The following is a 19,720-nucleotide window of genomic DNA, read 5'->3' as shown; positions in this document are numbered from 1 at the left end:
GCCCGCAGCCGGCCGACCGCGCAGTCGGCAGAGCGCTCAATGCCCCTTGGCGATCCACTCCTCCAAGTGCGCCGCTTCCGCCCCGATCGTCGTCGCGTCCCCGTGCCCCGTACGCAGCACCGTCTCCGGCGGAAGCGTCAGCAACCGGGACTTGATCGAGTCGATGATCGTCGGGAAGTGGGAGAACGAGCGGCCCGTCGCGCCGGGGCCGCCGGCGAAGAGGGTGTCGCCGGTGAAGACCGTGCCGAGGGACGGGGCGTAGAGGCAGACCGCGCCGGGGGCGTGGCCCGGGGTGTGCAGGATCTCCAGTTCCGCTCCGGCCACCAACACCCGCTGGCCGTCGGCCAGTTCGGTGTCGGGGAGGCGTTCGGGGTGGGTCTGCTTCCACAGCGGGAGGTCGTCCGGGTGCAGCAGGACCGGCGCGCCGGTCGCCTCCGCCAGGGCCGGGGCCGCGTCGATGTGGTCGTTGTGGGCATGGGTGCAGAGGATCGCCCTCAGCGTCCGGCCGCCGAGCGCCGCCAGGATCGCCTCGGCGTCATGGGCCGCGTCGATGACGACGGCCTCCTCGTCGTCGCCGACGATCCACACGTTGTTGTCGACGTCCCACTTACCGCCGTCGAGAGCGAACGTGCCGGACGTGACCAAATGATCGATACGTGCGCGAACGGTCATCAGAACTCCACCACCGAGCGCAGCACATCACCCTCGTGCATCCGCTCAAAGGCCTTCTCGACCTCATCGAGCGCGATCGTTTCGGTGACGAACGCCCCGAGGTCGATCCGGCCCTGCTGGTGCAGATCGACCAGCATCGGGAAGTCCCGGGACGGCAGGCAGTCCCCGTACCAGGAGGACTTCAGGGCGCCGCCGCGGCCGAAGACGTCCAGCAGGGGCAGTTCCAGGGTCATCTCCGGGGTCGGCACGCCGACCAGGACGACCGTGCCCGCCAGATCGCGGGCGTAGAAGGCCTGCTTGTACGTCTCGGGGTGGCCCACCGCCTCGATCACGACGTCCGCGCCGTTGCCGCCGGTGAGCTCGCGGATCGCCTCGACGGCGTCCTGGGTGCGGGAGTTGACGGTGTGCGTGGCGCCCATCGTCCTGGCCGTCGCCAGTTTGCGGTCGTCGATGTCGACGGCGATGATCCGCGCCGCGCCCGCGAGCCGGGCGCCCACGATCGCCGCGTCGCCGACACCGCCGCAGCCGATGACGGCGACCGAGTCGCCCCGGCCGACGTTGCCGGTGTTGATGGCCGCGCCGATCCCGGCCATGACACCGCAGCCGAGCAGGCCCGCCACCGCCGGCGAGACCGCCGGGTCGACCTTGGTGCACTGGCCCGCCGCGACCAGTGTCTTCTCGGCGAACGCGCCGATGCCGAGGGCGGGCGACAGCTCGGTGCTGTCGAGCAGCGTCATCCTCTGCCGCGCGTTGTGGGTGTTGAAGCAGTACTGCGGGCGGCCGCGCAGACAGGCCCGGCAATTGCCGCACACCGCACGCCAGTTGAGGATCACGAAGTCGCCGGGCGCGACATCGGTGACGCCCGCGCCCACCGACTCCACGATCCCGGACGCCTCGTGGCCGAGCAGGAACGGGAAGTCGTCGTTGATGCCGCCCTGCTTGTAGTGCAGATCGGTGTGGCAGACGCCGCAGGCCTGGATCTTCACGACCGCCTCGCCGGGGCCCGGGTCGGGCACCACGATGGTCTCCACCCGTACGGGCTGGTTCTTCCCCGGTGCGATGACCCCTTGGACCTGCTGCGACATGCCGTCACTCCCTGTTCCGTGCCGTCGGGTGTATCAGGGATACACCTTATGAGGTGGCGTCGTGCACCGGTCGGCCGCCGACGTAGGTCCGCAGCACACGGGTCGCGCCGATTTCCTCCGGCGGGCCCGCGTACGGGTCCCGGTCGAGCACCGCCAGGTCGGCGAGGGCGCCCGCCCGGATCGAGCCGGTGTCGTCCAGGTGGTTCACATGGGCCGTGCCCGCCGTGTACGCGGCGAACGCGGCGGTCAGCGTGATCCGCTGCTCGGGCAGGAAGACGGGGCCCTCCTCCTCGGGGGTGATCCGGTTCACGGCGGTGTGGATGCCGTGCATCGGGTCGGGGCTGCTGACCGGCCAGTCGGAGCCGGCGGCGACGGTCGCCCCGGAGCGGAGCAGCGCGCCGAACGGGTACTGCCGGGCGGCCCGTTCCTTGCCGAGGAAGGGGATGGTCAGCTCGTCCATCTGGGGTTCGTGGGCGGCCCACAGGGGCTGGATGTTGGCGGTGGCGCCGAGTCGGCGGAAGCGGTCGATGTCGTCGGGGTGGACGATCTGGAGGTGTGCGAGGTGCGGCCGGGTGTCGGTCCACCCGTTGGCCTCGCGGGCCGCCTGCACCGCGTCCAGCGCCTCGCGCACGGCCCGGTCGCCGAGCGCGTGGAAGTGGGCCTGGAAGCCGAGCGCGTCCAACTGCGTGACGTACGAGCGGAGTTGAGCCGGGTCGACGAAGCTGGTGCCGGAGTTGGCGGTGGCGCAGCCGCAGGCGTCCAGGTACGGGCTGAGCAACGCCGCGGTGCCGGTCTCCGCCACGCCGTCCTGCATGATCTTCACCGATCCGGCGCGGAACCGCCCGTGGCTCAACTCGCGCCGCTTCTCGACCAGTTCGGGAATCTGCTCGGCGCCGCGCTCGCGGTCCCACCACAGGGCGCCGACGACCCGGGCGGTCAGCGAGCCGTCGCGGGCGGCGGCCGCGTAGGCGTCCGCCGGATCGTCCATCGAACCGAAGCTGCCGACGATCGCGTCCTGCCAGGCGGTGATCCCGTACGAGTGGAGGTGCGCCTGGGCGCGCAGCAGGGCCGCGAGGCGTTCGGCGGGGGTGGAGCGGGGGGTGAGCCGGCCGACCAGGTCCATGGCGCCCTCCTGGAGCAGCCCGGTCGGCTCGCCGGAGGTGTCGCGCTCGATGCGGCCGTCGGCGGGGTCGGGGGTGTCACGGGTGATCCCGGCGAGGGCCAGGGCGCGGGTGTTGACCCAGGCTCCGTGGTGGTCGCGGTTGGGGAGGTAGACGGGCCGATCGGACACGACCCGGTCGAGGAGGTCCCGGGTGGGGCTGCCGCCGTCGAAGGCCTCCATGGACCAGCCGCCGCCGGTGATCCACTCCCGGTCGGGGCGGGCGTCGGCGTAGGCCCGTACGGCCGCCAGGGTGTCGGCCGCCGTACGGGTGCCCGTGAGGTCGCAGCGCGCCAGCTCGATGCCCGCCGACACCGGGTGGACGTGGGCGTCCTGGAAGCCGGGGATCAGCAACTTGCCCGCGAGGTCCACGACTTCGGTCCTCGGGCCGATCAGCTCGCGCACCTCGTCGTGGCCGACGGCGGTGATGCGCTCCCCGGTGACGGCCACGGTGGTGGCGCGGGAGCGGGCGGCGTCCAGGGTGAGGACCGGGCCGCCGGTGAAGACGAGGTCGGCGGGGGTGTGGCGCATGTACGGATCCATTCTGTACGGGGGTGGTTCAGGCGGCTTCGGGGGCGCCGAGCGGCGCCGGGTCCGATTCCATGGCCGAAAGGCCGGTGACGAAGTACGGGGATTTCCTTACCCATTTGGCCCAGGCCGCGGCGACGAAGCCGCTGAGCAGCATCACCGCCGGGCAGAACAGCATGAACCACCCGTTGTCGGGGCTGACTTCGAAGTGGTCGGCGGAGGTGTAGAAGGTCCAGCCGAGGTAGCCGCCGAGGCCGAGCAGGAACAGGGCACTGAGGACCGGGACGACGACGGCGCGCACGGCCTCGCCCACGCTCTCCCGCAGCGCCCCGCGGAAGCGGCTCGCGGCGGCCAGCGCGGTCAGCGCGTAGTAGAGGGACACCACGATCCCGATCGCGTTGACGGAGGCCAGGATCAGGTCGCCGATCTTGGAGATGAGGAGCGAGAGGACGGCGATGGCCGCCGCGACGCAGCCGATCGCGATCGTGCCCGCCGCCGGAGTCCCGTACCTGGGGCTGACCTTGAGCCAGAGCGGGCCCAGCGTGCGGTCGCGGCTCATCGCGAACATGCCGCGCACGGTGGGGATGACACCGGACTGGAGCGAGGCGACGGCCGAGAAGGTCAGTGCGACCAGCGGGAGCGCGGCGAGCGGCTGGGAGGCGAGCCGGTCGCCGAAGAAGGTGAGCCCCTGGGCGCCGTGGCCCACCAACTCATCGGCGGAGAGCACCCGTTGGAAGGCGAAGGAGCCGAGCAGGAACAGGCCGAGCATGGTGAACAGGGTGATGAGTCCGGCCTTGGAGGCGTCCTGCGGGTCGCGGATCTCCTCGTTCACGCTGAAGGTCGACTCGAAACCCCAGAAGCAGAAGACGGACAGCAGCAGCCCTTGGGCGAGGGCTTGGCCCGAGGGGATGGTGAACGGGTTCAGCCAGTCGAGGCTGAAGGGGTGCGGGCCCTTGAAGAGTCCGTAGCCGCAGAAGCCGAGCAGTACCGCGTACTCGAAGACCAGGAGCCACTTCTGGAGGGTGGCGGCGGAGTGGGTGCCGACGACGGCGGTGAAGGTGACGGCGACCAGGACGACGATTCCGATGGCGGTGGACTGGGCCGTGGAGTCGGGGTTCAGGCGCAGCCCGCCGAGCTCGTGCAGGCCCGCCTCGCCCGCCAGTTGGATCAGGGCGGAGCCGGTGACGGCGGTGGTGTAGGAGAGGAAGACGACGGTCGAGACGATGGCGATCCAGCCGGTCAGGAAGCCCAGCCAGGGGCTGAGCGAGCGGCCGACCCACACATAGCCGCTGCCCATGTTGGGCTCGACCTTGTTGAGCCGGGTGTAGGCGCTCGCGATGCCGAGGATCGGCATGAACGCGAGCAGCATGACGATCGGCAGGTGCAGGCCCACGGCGCCCGCCGTGACGCCGAGACCGATGCCGATGCTGGTGGTGGCAGCCGTGGAGGAGGCGGCGATGGCGACGCCGTCGAGGACACCGAGGCTCTTGTGTAGAACGGGTGGGTCACTGCCGTAGGGAGTGCGCACGGTCGCTCCTTCGCCGAGGGGCGCTGATCGGCCCCGATGGCGGCACATCGAACTCCCCGTGAACTCACTGCGTCAACGCTGTTGTCATAAAGTGCGGGGCTTCGTAGGGTGGCGGCCCATGAGCGAGCGAGTCGTACCGGACGGGGAGCGGCGGCGGCGCCGGCCCACCAAGCGGGGCACGGTGCTGTCCGAGGAACTGATCGTCCGGACCGCGCTGCGGCTGATCGGCGAGCACGGGGCGGCGGCGCTCACGGTGCGCCGGCTGGGCACGGCCCTCGGCGCGGACCCGAGCGCGCTCTACCGCTACTTCCGCGACACCGACGACCTGCTGCTCGCGGTGGCCGACGAGCTCATCGGCCGTACGCTGCGGTCCTGGCGGCCCACCGGCGAGTGGCGGGCCGACCTGCGCTCGCTAGGGCTGCGCATCAACGCCGACTACCAGGCCCATCCGCAGGCGGCGCTGCTCACCTTCACCCGGGTCACCGGGCGGGTGCACGAGATGCGGTCGGTGGAGACGATCCTCGGGATTCTGCGCGGGGCCGGGTTCCCGGACGCCGAGGCGGTGCGGATCTACCACGTCTTCATCGACCAGGCGCTGTCGTTCGCGGCGATCGACGCGGCGGTGCTCACGCTGAGCGCGGAGTCCCGGGCGCTGGAGGAGCGGGCCTGGCGGGAGCGGTACGCGCGGCTTCCGGCGGACACCCATCCGCATGTGGCCGCGACGGCGCCGGTCCTGGTGGCGGAGATGCGCCGCAGCGCCTACCCGGCGGCCCTTGAGATGGTGCTCGCGGCGGCCGCCGCGCGGTTGCAGCGCCTGCGCACATGAAAAGGGCGGCACCCCCGGACCCGGGGATGCCGCCCTGTCGAGCAGCCGGGGCTACTCGCCCGAGGCGATCGCGGAGACCCGCTTGCGGACCAGGTACCAGCCGCCGACGAGCAGTGCCGCGATGACCGGGAGGCAGTAGATCGTGGTGCGGCCGACTCCGCCGCCGTACCACATCAAGAAGGCCACGGTCGCGAGGAAGACCAGCGTCACGATCTGCGTGTACGGGGCCCACGGCAGCTTGTAGGACGGGCGCTGCACGCCGCCCTGCTGCGCGCGGCGCCAGAACAGCAGCGAGCAGATCATGATCATCGCCCAGGTGCCGAGGATGCCGATGGAGGCGAAGTTCAGCACGATCTCGAACGCGTCGTTGGGCACGAAGCCGTTCAGGGCGACGCCGAGGACGCCGAATCCCGCGGTGAGCAGCACGCCGCCGTAGGGCACCTGGCCCTTGTTCATCAGGCCGGTGAACTTGGGCGCGGAGCCCGCCATCGCCATCGAGCGCAGGATGCGGCCGGTTGAGTACAGGCCCGAGTTGAGGCTGGAGAGGGCCGCGGTGAGGACCACCAGGTTCATCACGCCGGCCGCGGCCGGCACGCCGATCTTGTCGAGGACGGTGACGAACGGGCTCTGGCCCTCGGAGTACTCGGTGTACGGGAGCAGCAGCGCGAGCAGCACCACCGAGCCGACGTAGAAGATGCCGACCCGCCACATGATCGAGTTGATCGCCTTCGGCAGGATCTTCTGCGGGTTCTCGGTCTCACCGGCGGCGACGCCGCACAGCTCGACCGACGCGTACGCGAAGACGACGCCCTGGATGACGAGCAGCATGGGCAGCATGCCCATCGGGAAGATGCCGCCGTGATTGGTGATGTTGGCCAGGCCCGGCGTGGTGCCGTCCACGTTGTGCTGGGTCACCACCAGGAAGATGCCGACCAGCATGAAGGCGACCAGCGCGACGACCTTGATGATCGCGAACCAGAACTCCATCTCGCCGAAGTACTTCACCGAGATGAGGTTGGCGGTGAGGACGACCGCGAGCGCGACGAGCGCGCAGACCCACTGCGGGACGTTGCTGAACATGGCCCAGAAGTGGGCGTAGGTCGCGGCCGCGGTGATGTCGGCGACGGCGGTGGTCGACCAGTTGAGGAAGTACAGCCAGCCCGCCGTGTAGGCGCCCTTCTCACCCATGAACTCACGGGCGTAGGAGACGAAGGCGCCCGAGGAAGGGCGGTAGAGCACGAGCTCGCCGAGGGCCCGTACGACGAAGAACGCGAAGACACCGCAGACCGCGTAGGCGATCGCGAGTGAGGGGCCCGCGCCCGCCATCCGGCCGCCGGCACCGAGGAAGAGGCCGGTGCCTATCGCGCCGCCGATGGCGATCATGTTGATATGGCGGGACTTGAGGTCCTTGCTGTAACCGGCGTCACCGGCGTCGATGTGGGGGGTGCCCGTCGCAGCCCCCGCAGGGGCGCTCTGGGTCTCGGCCGCAGGCATGGTGCGGTCACTCATAAAGTTGTTCGCCTTTGTGAGGGGTCATGCGGTCGTGCGGAACCGGCCGTACCGGTGATGCAACTCGTCACCTTGGCACGGACTGGTGGCCCATAGTCCCGGCTGTCGGCACAGTTTGGCAGTGGCCAATGTCACGTACGGGCAGATTTGAGGTGTTTCTGAGGTAACCGAAAGGTATTCACTGGGGATCTTTTGTTGCCCAGGGTACCTATGGAGCGAGTACGTCCAGTTCCTGGAGGGCGCCGACCGCGATTTCCCGGGTCAGCCGCTCGGCCTCCACGGCGTCGCGTTCGCGCACCGCCTCGGCCACCCGCACATGCAAAGTGACGGCGGCCGGGTCGGGGTCGGGGAACATCACCTGGTGGTGGGTGCGGCCGGTGAGGACCTCGGCCACCACGTCGCCGAGCCGGGCGAACATCTCATTGCCGGACGCGTTGAGCACGATCCGGTGGAAGGCCACGTCGTGCACGAGGTAGGCCTCCAGCCGGCGGCCGCGCGAGGTGGCGACCATACCGAGGGCCTGCTCGGTGAGGTCGGCGCACTGGGCGGGCGTGGCCCTCAGCGCGGCCAGGCCGGCCGCGACCGGTTCCACGGCGGAGCGCAGCACGGTCAGGGAGCGCAGCTGGCGCGGCCGGTCGGCACCCGCCAGGCGCCACCGGATGACCTGCGGGTCGTACACGTTCCACTGCTCCGAGGGCTGTACGGTCACGCCGACCCGGCGCCGGGACTCGACCAGGTACATGGATTCCAGGACCCGCACCACCTCGCGGACCACGGTGCGCGAGACGTCGAAGCGCTCGGCGATCTCGTCGGTGCGCAGCACACTGCCGGGCGGGTACTCCCCCGCGGTGATCGCGAGACCCAGGCTGTCGAGCACATGCGTGTGGAGCCCCCGGGCCTGAGTCGTCATGGGCCAAGCCTACGGGGCACCATCGAGGCCTCAAAAGTATGACTTTTACATCACGAGCTCTTGAATATGTCGTACCTAATGGGTTTGAGTGTGCGCGACGGACATCGATGTCGATGAAGACAGCGAGGCACCACCCGCATGAAATCCCCTTTGACCATCGTCGTGATGGGCGTGGCCGGGACCGGCAAGACCACCATCGGGCCGCTGGTCGCGGACCTGCTCGGCGTCCCCTACGCCGAGGGCGACGACTTCCACCCCGCGGCGAACGTCGCCAAGATGTCCGCGGGCGTCCCGCTGGACGACGACGACCGCCGGCCCTGGCTCGACGCGATCGGCGCCTGGGCGCACGGGCGGGCCGGGCTCGGCGGGGTCGTCAGCAGCTCCGCGCTCAAGCGGAGCTACCGCGACCGGCTGCGGGCGGCCGCCCCCGGGCTCGTCTTCCTGCACCTGACCGGCGACCGCGGGCTCATCGAGCGGCGGATGTCGCAGCGCACGGGGCACTTCATGCCGGCCGCGCTGCTCGATTCGCAGTTCGCCGCCCTCCAGCCGCTGGGGGCCGACGAGGCCGGCGTCGCCGTCGACGTGTCCGGCACCCCCGAGGAAATCGCCGAGCGAGCCGCCGCCGCGCTGCGACCGCTCTCCATCTAAGGAATCACCACCGTGACCAGACTCAGCGTCGAGTTCCTGGCAGCGGGCGCCACGGAGCCGATCACCTCGGCCGGCAGCACCCAGCTGGGCATTGCCGTACTCGCGGGCATCGCCGTCATCGTCCTGCTCATCACCCGGTTCAAACTGCACGCCTTCCTGGCCCTGACCATCGGCTCGCTGGCGCTCGGCGCCTTCGCGGGCGCCCCGCTCGACAAGGCCATCGCCAGCTTCAGCACGGGCCTGGGCAGCACGGTCGCGGGCGTGGGCGTGCTGATCGCGCTCGGCGCCATCCTCGGCAAGCTGCTCGCCGACTCCGGCGGCGCGGACCAGATCGTCGACACCATCCTGGCCAAGGCCGGCCGGTCCGGCGGGCGGGCGATGCCCTGGGCGATGGTGGCCATCGCCTCGATCATCGGGCTTCCGCTCTTCTTCGAGGTCGGCATCGTGCTGCTGATCCCCGTGGTGCTGCTCGTCGCCAAGCGCGGCAACTACTCGCTGATGCGGATCGGCATCCCCGCGCTCGCCGGTCTCTCCGTGATGCACGGGCTGATTCCGCCGCACCCCGGCCCGCTGGTCGCCGTCGACGCGATCGGCGCCAACCTCGGCGTGACGCTCGCGCTCGGTGTGGTGGTCGCCGTTCCGACGGTGATCATCGCGGGGCCGTTGTTCTCCAGGTACGCGGCCCGCTGGGTCGACATCCCGGCCCCCGAGAAGATGCTGTATTCATCGCAAGGGGCAGGGCGCCCCTCGGAGGACCTGGAGCACCGGCCGAGCTTCGGCGCGACGATCACCACCGTGCTGCTGCCGGTCGTCCTGATGCTGGCCAAGGCGCTGGTCGACATCGTGATCGACGATCCGAAGAACCACGTGCAGCGGGTCACCGACGTCGTCGGCTCGCCGCTCATCGCGCTGCTCGCGGCCGTCCTGGTCGCCATCTTCACCCTTGGCCGGGCGGCCGGATTCACCAAGGAGCGGATCTCGGCCACCGTCGAGAAGTCCCTCGCGCCGATCGCGGGCATCCTGCTGATCGTGGGCGCGGGCGGCGGCTTCAAGCAGACGCTGATCGATGTCGGCGTGGGCCGGATGATCCTGGACCTCTCCCGGCACTGGGCGATTCCGGCGCTGCTGCTCGCCTGGCTGATCGCGGTCGCGATCCGGCTCGCGACCGGCTCGGCGACCGTGGCGACCATCTCGGCGGCGGGGCTCGTCGCACCGCTCGCGGCCGACATGTCGACCGCGCACGCGGCCCTGCTCGTACTGGCCGTCGGCGCCGGTTCGCTGTTCTTCAGCCATGTCAACGACGCCGGGTTCTGGCTGGTGAAGGAGTACTTCGGGATGGACGTCGGCCAGACGATCAAGACCTGGTCGGTGATGGAGACCATCATCTCCGTGGTGTCGCTCGGCCTCGTCCTCCTGCTGTCACTTCTCGTCTAGCTCCGGCTCCCACAAAGGGTGTTCCCGCTCGGCCCACGGGCGCTCGACCGACCCGGTGCGCATGCCACGGCGTGCCTCCGGGTCGCCGAGCGCCATCCACACATGCCCGGCGATCACGATGCCGACGGCCAGCGACAGCCAGTCGTGTACGAAGGTGGCGCCGATCCGCACCTCGATGGCCGCGAGATGCGTGAACCACATCAGCAGCCCGGTGCCCAGCATCACCAGGGCCGCCCCCGCGATCCAGCCCGCGTACACCTTCTGCCCGGCGTTGAACTTCCCGGCCGGCCGCGGCTCGCGCTCCCGGCGCAGCGCGCTGCGCAGCCAGGTGCGGTCGTACGGCCAGAAGCGGTTGAGCCGGCCCAGGTCCGCGCGGAACGCCCGGGAGACCAGGCCGAGCAGGACCGGCACGGGCAGCAGCACCCCGCAGATCTCGTGCACCCGCACCACCAGTTCCCGCCGGCCGACCGCCTCGGCGAACTGCGGGACGTAGAGGATCGCCGCGGTGACCACGCAGGCGCCCATCAGCCAGGCCGTGGCCCGGTGCACCCACCGCTCCCCGGCCGTGAACCTCCGTACCCGGTACGGGAGTTCAGCCGGTGGGGGTGTCTTCGCGTCCGTTGGACCGGCCGACCCAGGCGTCGGTGTCATAGCCTCGCTCCTCCCAGAATCCCCGCTGGACCTGCTCCGTCACGGTGATCCCGGAGAGCCATTTCGCCGACTTGTAGAAGTACATGGGCGCCACGTACAGCCGGACGGGCCCGCCGTGGGCGTGGCTGACCGGTTTGTCCTGCATGCTCAGAGCGATCAACACGTCGTCGCGGCGCGCCTGTTCGAGGGTGAGGCTCTCGCTGTACGCGCCGTCGAAGCAGGTGAAGCGGACCGCCCCGGCCCCCGGCCGGACCCCCGCCGCGTCGAGGAGCCTCGACAGCCGCACCCCCGCGAAGGGGGTGCCAGGCACCCGCCACCCGGTCACGCACTGCACATCGCGCACCAGCCGGGTCTGCGGCAGCGCGCGCAGCGAGTCGAGCGTGTACGTCGACGGCCGGGTGACCATGCCGTCGATGGTGAGCCGGTAGTCGGCGGCGCTGCGGTGCGGCACCGAGGCGGCCACCGAGTAGTAGCGGAAGCCGCCGCCGTTGGGCAGCAGACTGGTGAGCCCGGTGGGATCCTTGTCGGCGGCGGCGCCCAGGAACGACTCCAGGCCCTGCTGGACGTAGCGCGCGGAGCCGACCCCGGCCACGCCGAGTCCGAGCATGCCGAGCACGAGCCTGCGCCCGACGGGGGCCCCGCGCGGCTCGGTCCTCGGGGGTGGTTCCGGTTGTTCTGCTGTCACCCGACGATTCGAACACCCGCGGCCCGGTCCTGCCAGGGGTCACGGCCGTACGTCACCGTTCCGTCAGAATTCCCGGAGCCGGCTCACAGCTCGGCGGTGCGGCCGGACTCCTCACTGCTCGGTTCGCGGCGGGCCGGCACACCGCCGTGGGCGCCCCGCTCCGCGACGGCCGTCCGCTCCAGCTGGAAGGCCTCGTTGCCGAGCCCGATCCGGGCGTGCACCTCGGGCTGCTTCGCGCGCAGCACGAGCCCGTAGGCCAGGCCGACGAGCAGTGCCACCACGATGATCGCGGGCAGCACCCAGTTGAGCGCGTCCTCGGGCCCCGCGCCGACCAGTACGTGGAAGTCCTTGACGGTGTACGCGGCGATGCCGAGCAGCGCGATGCCCGCGGCGCCCGCGGCGAGCAGCCGCCACAGCTGCGCCCCGGCCGCTCCCCTGCGGACGAAGAAGACGATCACGGCGAGCGAGGCGGCGGCCATCAGGAGGATCACGCCGAGCGCGCCGACGTTGCCCATCCAGGTGAACAGGTGCATGACCGGGGCGGTCGGGTCGCCGGCCGGCCAGTGGTCGGTGAGCGCGAAGGCGGCCACGACGACCACCGAGATCACGGTCTGCAGGAGCGAGCCGCCCGCGGGGGCGCCGCTGGTGCTGCTGGTGCGGCCGAATCCGGCGGGCAGCAGCCCCTCGCGGCCCATGGCGAAGACGTACCGGGCGACGACGTTGTGGAAGCTGAGCAGCGCCGCGAACATGCCGGTGACGAACAGGACGTGGAGCACGTCGGTGAAGGTGGTGCCGAGGTTCTTCTCGGCCAGCGCGAACAGCAGCGCCGGGCCCTGCTTCTGCGCGGAGTCCACGATGTCGCGCGGGCCGGTCGCCAGCGTCAGCGCCCAGGAGCTGAGCGCGAAGAAGGCGGCGGTGAATCCGACGGCGAGGAACATGACGCGCTTGACGACGACGTTGGGGCGGCTGGTCTCCTCCGCGTACACCGGGGCCTGTTCGAAGCCGGTGAACGCGGCGACGCAGAAGCACAGGGCGATGCCGACGCCGGATCCGGTCAGGGTGTGCGGGTTGAAGGCGTGCAGCGACAGCCCGCCGGTGGCCGGTTTCGCCATCGCGGCGCCGTCGAAGACGACGACGAGCGCGACCTCGATGACCAGCAGCACGCCGAGCACCTTGGCGTTGAGGTCGATCTTCAGCCAGGCGAGCCAGCCGACCAGCGCGACGGCGAGGAGCGCGGGCACCCACCAGTCGATGGTCACGTGGGCGTAGGTGTCGAGGAGCCCGGAGACCTCGAAGCCGAACATGCCGTAGATGCCGACCTGGAGCGCGCTGTAGGCGACCAGCGCCACGTAGGAGGCCGCGGCGCCCGCGGTCGGGCCGAGGCCGCGCGCGATGTACGCGTAGAACGCGCCCGCGTTGTGCACATGGCGGCTCATCTCGGCGTACCCGACGCTGAACAGCGCGAGGACCGCGCCGAGGACGAGGAAGAGCAGCGGCTGTCCGACGACACCCATCGCGGCGTACGCGGTGGGCATCACCCCGGCCACGACCATCAGGGGCGCGCTCGCCGCGAGGACCGAGAGCAGCAGCCCCGGGGTGCCGAGGCGGTCGGCGCGCAGCGCCCGTTCCTGGCCCTTGTACGTACTGATCTCGGTCTCGTCGGTCTGGCTCGGCATGCGGGGTGTGCCCTTTCGGTGCTGCCTTGGGAACGGGGTCGTGGGTGCGGCCGCGGTGGCGGCCGTGGTCCGCGCTACACGGCACCGAGCGCGGCGGTGCGCGCGTCGTGGAAGGCGCGGTACGGGTCGCGGTCAGGGTAGGACCAGGGAGCCGGGGTGAAGTGCCGCCCGATGCGGTGGAAGAGGGCGGCGGCCTCGGCGGGACGGCCCTCGCAGTGCTTGGCGTGGGCGAGGAAGTTGAGGTCGATGCCGGCCCTGGGGTGGTCCTCGCGCTCCCATTCCAGCCACCAGTCGAACGCGGTCCTGATCACCTGGGCGGCCCGTCGGCCGGTCCAGTGCCCGGACGTCGCGGGCTCGGCGGGCCGGCCCCCGGCGGCGGCGAGCACCCGGTAGCGCTCGGTGTGCGCGATCAGCGGGAGCAGGGCGAGCGGGGAGTCGGCGGGGGCGCGGGCCGCCGAGGCGGCGGCGAAGTCGTACACCTCGTGCAGCGGGTCGGGGCCCCCGGCTGGGCGGCGCTCGGCCAGCCGGGCGGCCATCAGGTGGTGGGCGTGGTGGTGGTCGGGGTGGCGGGCCCGCACTTCCTCGAAAGCGCGCGCGGTCTCGTCCTCGGTGCCGAGCGCGCGGGCCAGGGCCAGGAGTGCGAGCCAGGGGGTGGGGTCGGCGGGGGCGCGCCCGGCGGCGGTCAGGCAGGCCTCGCGGGCGCGGTCCTCGGACTCCTTGCCGCGCAGGCAGCGCTGGACGGCGGCGCAGGCGAAGAGGACGGCCGCGTCCGCGCTGTCGGGTTCGGCGAGCAGCCACTCGCGGGCCCAGCCGGCGCTGGTCGCGGGTTCGGCGAGCACGGTGACGCGGTGGCCGCGGCGGTCCCAGTCGTCTCCGGTCGCGCCGAGCAGCGAGCGGGCCCTGGTCCACCGGCCCTGCGCCAACTGGTCCCGGACCGTGGCGAGTTCGGCGTCGTCGAGGGCCGGGTCGAAGGACCGGCTGCCCTTTCGGCGGGGGCGGCCGAGCGGGGGCGGCGGCGGGGACATCCGCGTACTTCCTGTGTGGGCGATGCCTCATGGGCACGAATGTGCGCAGAACCTGTGCGCGATGGTCGCCGACAGCAAAGCGGTACCCGATGCTCCACGTCAAGACGGATCAGCTCTCGCTTGATCGTTTCAACCTGAGCCGCGCTCAAGGGGTTTGACCGCACGGGCAGCGGCACCGGGCCGATGGGCCAGTCCTGGGTCGGGGTCTGCCCCTTCGGCTGCCCCTCAGGACACCGCCTTCGCGGCGGCCCGGCCCGCCGCCCGGCCCGAGAAGATGCAGCCGCCGAGGAAGGTGCCCTCCAGGGAGCGGTAGCCGTGCACGCCTCCGCCGCCGAACCCGGCCGCCTCCCCCGCCGCGTACAGGCCGGGCAGGGGGTCGCCGCCCGCCGTCAGGGCCCGCGAGGAGAGGTCGGTCTCCAGGCCGCCGAGCGATTTGCGGGTGAGGATGTGCAGCTTGACCGCGATCAGCGGGCCCGCCTTCGGGTCGAGGATGCGGTGCGGCGGGGCGGTACGGATGAGTTTGTCGCCGAGGTAGTTGCGGGCCCCGCGAATCGCGGTGATCTGGAGGTCCTTGGTGAACGGGTTGGTGATCTCGCGGTCGCGGGCCACGATCTCGCGGCGCAGCGCGGCCTCGTCGATGAGGGGCTCCTTGGTGAGCGCGTTCATGCCGCGCACCAGCGAGGCGAGGTCCTTCTCCACCACGAAGTCGGCGCCCTGGTCCATGAACGCCTTGACCGGCCCCGGCACATCGGCCCGCGCCCGCCCGATGACACCGCGCACGGACTTGCCGGTGAGGTCGGGGTTCTGCTCGGAGCCCGAAAGGGCGAACTCCTTGCCGATGATCTTCTGGTCGAGCACGAACCAGGTGTAGTCGTACCCCGTCTTCATGATGTGGTCGAGCGTGCCGAGGGTGTCGAAGCCGGGGAAGAGCGGCACGGGCAGCCGGCTGCCCCGCGCGTCCAGCCAGAGCGAGGAGGGGCCGGGCAGGATCCGGATGCCGTGCCGGGCCCAGATCGGGTTCCAGTTCTGGATGCCCTCGGTGTAGTGCCACATCCGGTCGCGGTTGATGTGGTGGGCGCCGGCCTCCTCCGCGATGCCGAGCATCAGGCCGTCCACATGGGCCGGCACACCGGACAGCAGGTGCTCGGGCGGGGTGCCGAGCCGCTGGGGCCACTGGGACCTGACGAGGTCGTGGTTGCCGCCGATGCCGCCGCTGGTCACGATGACCGCCTGCGCCTTAAGCTCGAAGGAGCCGGTGACGGTACGGGTGGAAGCAGTCCCGCGCCGGGCGCCGGACGGCTCCAGGACCTCCCCGGTCACGGTGTCGAGAACCCCGGCACTGCGGCCGAGACCCGTCACGCGGTGCCGGAACGCGAACCGCACGAGTCCGCGGGCGGCGGCCTCCCGCACCCTCCGCTCGAAGGGGGCCACAATGCCCGGTCCGGTACCCCAGGTGATGTGGAAGCGGGGGACGGAGTTCCCATGCCCGTTGGCGTCGTAACCGCCCCGCTCGGCCCAGCCCACCACAGGGAAGAAGCGGACCCCCCGGGCGTGCAGCCACGCCCGCTTCTCGCCGGACGCGAAGTCGACGTACGCCTCGGCCCACTGCCGCGGCCAGTGGTCCTCGGCCCGGTCGAAGCCGGCCGTGCCGTACCAGTCCTGGAGCGCGAGCGCCCGGCTGTCCTTGATCCGCATCCGGCGCTGCTCGGGCGAGTCGACGAGGAAGAGCCCGCCGAACGACCAGTGGGCCTGGCCGCCGATCGACTGCTCGGGCTCCTGGTCGAGCAGGATCACCTTCTTGCCCGCGTCCGCCAATTCGGCGGTGGCCACCAGGCCCGCGAGCCCCGCCCCGATCACGATCACATCGGCGTCGTACGCCATGGGCCGCTCACTCCGCTCGTCCGCCACGTCACCCGTGCGTCAGATCTTCGGTTCGCAGTCCACCCGCGTCAACCGGCCGGGTGCGGGCAGCCAACGGGCGGCCTCGCCCCCGGGGCGCTATCGTCGGCCAAGTCAACGGCCCCCGGCCGTACTTGAGGTGTACGTCGTGTCGGTACTGGTCCTCGTCCTCGCCGTGAGCGCAGCGTGCTGTCTGGGCTCGGGGTTCGTGCTGCAGCAGAACGCGGCGCAGCACGCCCCGATGAGCGACTTCATGTCGCCGCGGCTACTCCTCGACCTGGTGCGGATGCCGCGCTGGCTGGCCGGGATAGGCCTGATGGTGGCCGGCATGGTGCTGAGCGCGCTGGCGCTGGGCTGGGGCGAGGTGTCACTCGTCGAGCCGCTGGTGGCGACCAATCTGTTCTTCGCCATGTGGCTCTCCCGGCTCCAGACCCGCCAGCCGCTGGGCCGCCAGGGCTGGGCGGGGCTCGCGCTGCTCGCGGGCGGGGTGACCGCGTTCATCGTGGCGGGCCAGCCGCACGGCAGCGTCTCGGTGGCGGGCTCCCTGCGGCACTGGCTGATCGTGGGTCTGGTGGTCGGGGTCGCGCTGCTGCTCGCCGCGCTCGCCAAGCACGACCGGCTCAGCGTGGCGGCCCCGGTGCTGCTTGCCGTGGCCGCGGGTCTGCTCTACGGCCTCCAGGACGCGCTGACGCGGGTCAGCGGGCAGCGCCTGTCCAGCGGCGGCTGGCCGGAGCTGACGACGAGCTGGCAGCCGTACGCGGTGATCGCGCTCGGGGTGACCGGCCTCGTCCTGGTGCAGAGCGCCTTCGAGACGGCCCCGCTGCGGATGTCGCTGCCCGCCCTGACGGCGGCCCAGCCGCTGGCGGGGATCGCCTGCGGGGTCGGCTTCCTCGGGGACCGGCTGCGTACGGACGCGGGCGCGCTGGCGTGGGAGGCGGCCGGGCTCGCGGCGATCGTCACCGGCATCGTGCTGCTCGGGCTGCATCCGGCGATGCCGTCGGGCACGGCCGCGAGGGAAGAGGCCCGCGACCTCCAGCCGCACTGAGAACACCGCGTCGGCCGATCGTGGAGCGGTTCACCGGCCGGTGATTTCATGGCGCCATGAATCCGGCTGATGAAATCCTGGACATCGTCGACGAGAACGACACCGTGACCGGGCAGGCGCGGCGCGCCGACGCGTACGCGAAGAACCTGCGCCACCGCTGCGTGTTCGTCCTCGCCCGGGACGCGACGGGACGGATCTTCGTCCACCGCCGCACCCCGGACAAGCTCGTCTTCCCCTCCCTGTACGACATGTTCGTCGGCGGGGTGGTCGGCGCGGGCGAGTCCTACGACACCGCGGCGCTGCGCGAGGCGGAGGAGGAGCTCGGGGTGTCCGGGCTGCCCCGGCCCGTACCGCTGTTCAAGTTCCTCTACGAGAGGGGCGAGCAGACCTGGTGGTCGTCGGTGTACGAAGTGCGCTGCGAGCTCGCGGTGCACCCGCAGGTGGCGGAGGTCGCCTGGCACGACTTCCTCCCGCTGAGCGAGCTGGAGCGCCGGATCGAGGAGTGGGAGTGGGTGCCGGACGGGCTCGCGGCCTGGCATCGGCTGCGGGCGTCGGGGCTCGGCCTGTCCTGAGAGGGTGCCGGGTAGGGTGCGGCGGGTGATCACGATCATGCGGACCCTGCGGCTGTGGTTCACGCCCCAGCGCATCGACGAGGAGGGCGAGACCCCCGACTACCGGTTCTCGCTCGCCAACGAGCGCACCTTCCTGGCCTGGATCAGGACCTCGCTCGCGCTGATCGGGGGCGGTTTCGCGGTCGACCAGTTCCTGCCGCAGCTGCGGTGGGGCGTCCGGGTCGGCCTGGCGCTCGCGCTGCTCGGCGCGGGGGTGCTGTGCGCGCTGCGCGCGGTGAACCACTGGGTGCGCTGCGAGCGGGCCATGCGACGCGGCGAGGACCTGCCGGTGTCGCGGTTCCCGACCCTGCTCGGCCTCGCCGTCGCGGTCGTCGCCGTGGTGATGGTGGTGGTCGTCCTGTTCGGCTGGGCCGGCTGATGCCCGCGCCCGCCCGGGACCCGGGGCTCCAGCCGGAGCGGACCCGGCTCGCCTGGCGGCGTACCACCCTCTCCTGCACGGTGGCCGCGCTGCTCGCCGCCAAACAGGCTCTGCACAAAGGGAGTTCACCGCTCGCGGTCACCGCGGTGTCGCTCAGCGGGCTCGCCTGGCTGGGGTTCCTGACCGTCGCGCACCGCCGCATCCGGGCCCTGAGCGGCGCCGCGCGGCCCGGGGTGCTCGGGGTGCGCGCCGCGATCGGCGCGACCGCCTGCGCGGTGGCCCTGGCCTGCTTCGCCGTCGCCATACTGTTCTGAGCCCCCCCCCGAAAGCGCGACCTCAAATCGATGTCCGCTCTGGACGGCATACCGACTGGTCGGTAGCGTGACCCCGGACAGCGTGACCATCCCCGTTCCGGAGGTGCCGACCATGAGCACAGTCCCCCCGCCAGGCCTCGACCCGGAGCGGCTGCGCGCCCACCTCGACCGCGCGCGGCCGGGACTGGTGAGCGGACCGCTCAGGGCCCGGCTGATCGAGGGGGGCCGGTCGAACCTGACGTACGTCGTCACGGACGGGACCGGGCAGTGGGTCGTACGCAGGCCACCGCTCGGCCATGTGCTCGCCACCGCGCACGACATGAAGCGCGAGCACCGGGTGATCAGCGCGCTGCACCCGACGGCCGTCCCGGTTCCCGAGCCGGTGCTGCTGTGCGAGGACGAGTCGGTGCTCGGCTCGCCCTTCTACGTCATGGAGTACGTGGCCGGGACGCCGTACCGCACCGCCGGGCAGCTCGCCCCGCTCGGCCCCGAGCGCACCCGGGCGGCCGTGCTCGGCCTGGTCGACACGCTCGTGGAGCTGCACGCCGTCGATCCCGAGGCGGTCGGCCTCGGCGACTTCGGGCGGCCCGAGGGCTTCCTCGGCCGGCAGCTGCGCCGCTGGGGCAAGCAGCTCGACGCCTCCCGCAACCGCGAACTGGCCGGCATCGACGAACTGCACGCCGCCCTGGGCCGCGAGCTGCCCGCCTCACCCGCCCCCACCGTCATCCACGGCGACTACCGCCTCGACAACGTCCTGATCGGCGACGACGACCGGATCAAGGCCGTACTCGACTGGGAGATGTCCACCCTTGGCGACCCGCTGACCGACCTCGGCCTGCTCGTGATGTACAGCGCGAGGCTGGAACTCCCCAACTCGCCGATCTCCACCACGGCCGGCGCCGCCGGGCACCCCTCCCCCGCCGAGCTGATCGAGCGGTACGCGGCCCGCTCCGGCCGCGACACCTCCGCCATCGCCTGGTACACGGCGTTCGCCTGGTTCAAGCTCGCCGTGATCCTCGAAGGCATCCACTACCGCTACACCCTCGGGCAGACCGTCGGCGCCGGCTTCGACCGCATCGGCGAGCTGGTCCCGGTCTTCATCGAGCACGGCCTCACGACCCTTCAGGAAGGCTGAA

At 71.6% G+C, this 19,720-nt stretch carries 19 protein-coding genes; 8 read left to right on the top strand and 11 right to left on the bottom strand.

Going from position 1 to position 19,720, the window contains the following annotated elements; translation table 11 throughout:
• Positions 1–36 precede the first annotated feature (36 nt).
• From ACIQ8J_RS09750 to ACIQ8J_RS09735, 4 genes are read right to left on the bottom strand one after another with little or no spacing between them, the layout of a single operon-like run.
• Entirely contained in the window at positions 37–672 is a 636-nt protein-coding gene (locus ACIQ8J_RS09750) for an MBL fold metallo-hydrolase (protein WP_403265820.1), read from the bottom strand.
• A complete protein-coding gene (locus tag ACIQ8J_RS09745; RefSeq protein WP_403265818.1) occupies positions 672–1,757 on the bottom strand; it encodes an S-(hydroxymethyl)mycothiol dehydrogenase in 1,086 nt (361 codons plus the stop codon). The genes ACIQ8J_RS09750 and ACIQ8J_RS09745 overlap by 1 nt, the downstream gene beginning before the upstream one ends.
• A 46-nt stretch (positions 1,758–1,803) precedes the next feature.
• The gene (locus ACIQ8J_RS09740; protein ID WP_403265815.1) at positions 1,804–3,447 is read right to left on the bottom strand and encodes an amidohydrolase; all 1,644 of its coding nucleotides are present in this window, start codon (positions 3,445–3,447) and stop codon (positions 1,804–1,806) included.
• 28 nt (positions 3,448–3,475) lie between these two features.
• Positions 3,476–4,972 (bottom strand): APC family permease, encoded by a 1,497-nt coding sequence (locus ACIQ8J_RS09735; RefSeq protein ID WP_403265812.1) that lies wholly within the window; start codon positions 4,970–4,972, stop codon positions 3,476–3,478.
• A gap of 118 nt (positions 4,973–5,090) precedes the next feature.
• On the opposite strand from ACIQ8J_RS09735, the gene ACIQ8J_RS09730 reads away from it, so the two are divergent.
• On the top strand, positions 5,091–5,798 hold the full coding sequence (locus ACIQ8J_RS09730) for a TetR/AcrR family transcriptional regulator (protein WP_403265809.1): 708 nt from the start codon (positions 5,091–5,093) through the stop codon (positions 5,796–5,798).
• Positions 5,799–5,849: 51 nt separating this feature from the next.
• On the opposite strand, the gene ACIQ8J_RS09725 is transcribed toward ACIQ8J_RS09730, so the two are convergent.
• Entirely contained in the window at positions 5,850–7,307 is a 1,458-nt protein-coding gene (locus tag ACIQ8J_RS09725; protein ID WP_403265806.1) for an amino acid permease, read from the bottom strand.
• A 208-nt stretch (positions 7,308–7,515) separates the two neighbouring features.
• Positions 7,516–8,217 carry a FadR/GntR family transcriptional regulator gene (locus tag ACIQ8J_RS09720; RefSeq protein ID WP_403265803.1) on the bottom strand — a complete coding sequence of 234 codons (702 nt, stop codon included), beginning with the start codon at positions 8,215–8,217 and terminating at the stop codon, positions 7,516–7,518.
• A 138-nt stretch (positions 8,218–8,355) separates the two neighbouring features.
• Here ACIQ8J_RS09720 and ACIQ8J_RS09715 point away from each other — a divergent pair, with 138 nt between their 5' ends.
• Both ACIQ8J_RS09715 and ACIQ8J_RS09710 read left to right on the top strand, forming a co-directional pair.
• Positions 8,356–8,865 (top strand): gluconokinase, encoded by a 510-nt coding sequence (locus tag ACIQ8J_RS09715; RefSeq protein ID WP_403265801.1) that lies wholly within the window; start codon positions 8,356–8,358, stop codon positions 8,863–8,865.
• A 12-nt stretch (positions 8,866–8,877) separates the two neighbouring features.
• Positions 8,878–10,299 (top strand): GntP family permease, encoded by a 1,422-nt coding sequence (locus ACIQ8J_RS09710; RefSeq protein ID WP_403265798.1) that lies wholly within the window; start codon positions 8,878–8,880, stop codon positions 10,297–10,299.
• On the opposite strand, the gene ACIQ8J_RS09705 is transcribed toward ACIQ8J_RS09710, so the two are convergent.
• The 5 genes from ACIQ8J_RS09705 to ACIQ8J_RS09685 form a co-directional block, all read right to left on the bottom strand.
• Positions 10,285–10,950: a cytochrome b/b6 domain-containing protein gene (locus tag ACIQ8J_RS09705; protein WP_403265795.1), complete on the bottom strand. Its 666-nt coding sequence runs from the start codon at positions 10,948–10,950 to the stop codon at positions 10,285–10,287. The genes ACIQ8J_RS09710 and ACIQ8J_RS09705 overlap by 15 nt on opposite strands.
• Positions 10,892–11,635 carry a molybdopterin-dependent oxidoreductase gene (locus tag ACIQ8J_RS09700; RefSeq protein ID WP_403265792.1) on the bottom strand — a complete coding sequence of 248 codons (744 nt, stop codon included), beginning with the start codon at positions 11,633–11,635 and terminating at the stop codon, positions 10,892–10,894. Before ACIQ8J_RS09700 ends, ACIQ8J_RS09705 begins: the two co-directional genes overlap by 59 nt.
• An 83-nt stretch (positions 11,636–11,718) precedes the next feature.
• Complete coding sequence (locus tag ACIQ8J_RS09695) at positions 11,719–13,311, bottom strand: APC family permease (RefSeq protein ID WP_403265789.1); 1,593 nt, start codon at positions 13,309–13,311, stop codon at positions 11,719–11,721.
• Positions 13,312–13,385: 74 nt separating this feature from the next.
• On the bottom strand, positions 13,386–14,336 hold the full coding sequence (locus ACIQ8J_RS09690) for a hypothetical protein (RefSeq protein WP_403265786.1): 951 nt from the start codon (positions 14,334–14,336) through the stop codon (positions 13,386–13,388).
• Between the two features lie 225 nt (positions 14,337–14,561).
• Entirely contained in the window at positions 14,562–16,217 is a 1,656-nt protein-coding gene (locus ACIQ8J_RS09685) for an FAD-binding dehydrogenase (RefSeq protein WP_403265784.1), read from the bottom strand.
• Positions 16,218–16,383: 166 nt separating this feature from the next.
• Between ACIQ8J_RS09685 and ACIQ8J_RS09680 the strand changes: the two genes are divergently transcribed.
• From ACIQ8J_RS09680 to ACIQ8J_RS09660, 5 genes are all read left to right on the top strand, one after another.
• The gene (locus ACIQ8J_RS09680) at positions 16,384–17,280 is read left to right on the top strand and encodes a DMT family transporter (protein ID WP_403265781.1); all 897 of its coding nucleotides are present in this window, start codon (positions 16,384–16,386) and stop codon (positions 17,278–17,280) included.
• A 56-nt stretch (positions 17,281–17,336) separates the two neighbouring features.
• Positions 17,337–17,852 (top strand): NUDIX hydrolase, encoded by a 516-nt coding sequence (locus tag ACIQ8J_RS09675; protein WP_403265778.1) that lies wholly within the window; start codon positions 17,337–17,339, stop codon positions 17,850–17,852.
• Positions 17,853–17,889: 37 nt separating this feature from the next.
• Entirely contained in the window at positions 17,890–18,270 is a 381-nt protein-coding gene (locus tag ACIQ8J_RS09670; RefSeq protein ID WP_403266588.1) for a YidH family protein, read from the top strand.
• A complete protein-coding gene (locus ACIQ8J_RS09665) occupies positions 18,270–18,584 on the top strand; it encodes a DUF202 domain-containing protein (protein ID WP_403265776.1) in 315 nt (104 codons plus the stop codon). Before ACIQ8J_RS09670 ends, ACIQ8J_RS09665 begins: the two co-directional genes overlap by 1 nt.
• 112 nt (positions 18,585–18,696) lie before the next feature.
• Entirely contained in the window at positions 18,697–19,719 is a 1,023-nt protein-coding gene (locus tag ACIQ8J_RS09660) for a phosphotransferase family protein (protein ID WP_403265773.1), read from the top strand.
• The last annotated feature ends 1 nt before the right edge of the window (position 19,720 follow it).

It is taken from the genome of Streptomyces sp. NPDC094147 (genome assembly GCF_044764265.1).
GTDB lineage: Bacteria > Actinomycetota > Actinomycetes > Streptomycetales > Streptomycetaceae > Streptomyces.
The sequence above is the reverse complement of the archived record's forward strand: the minus strand, read 5'-3'. Positions and strand labels throughout refer to the sequence as shown.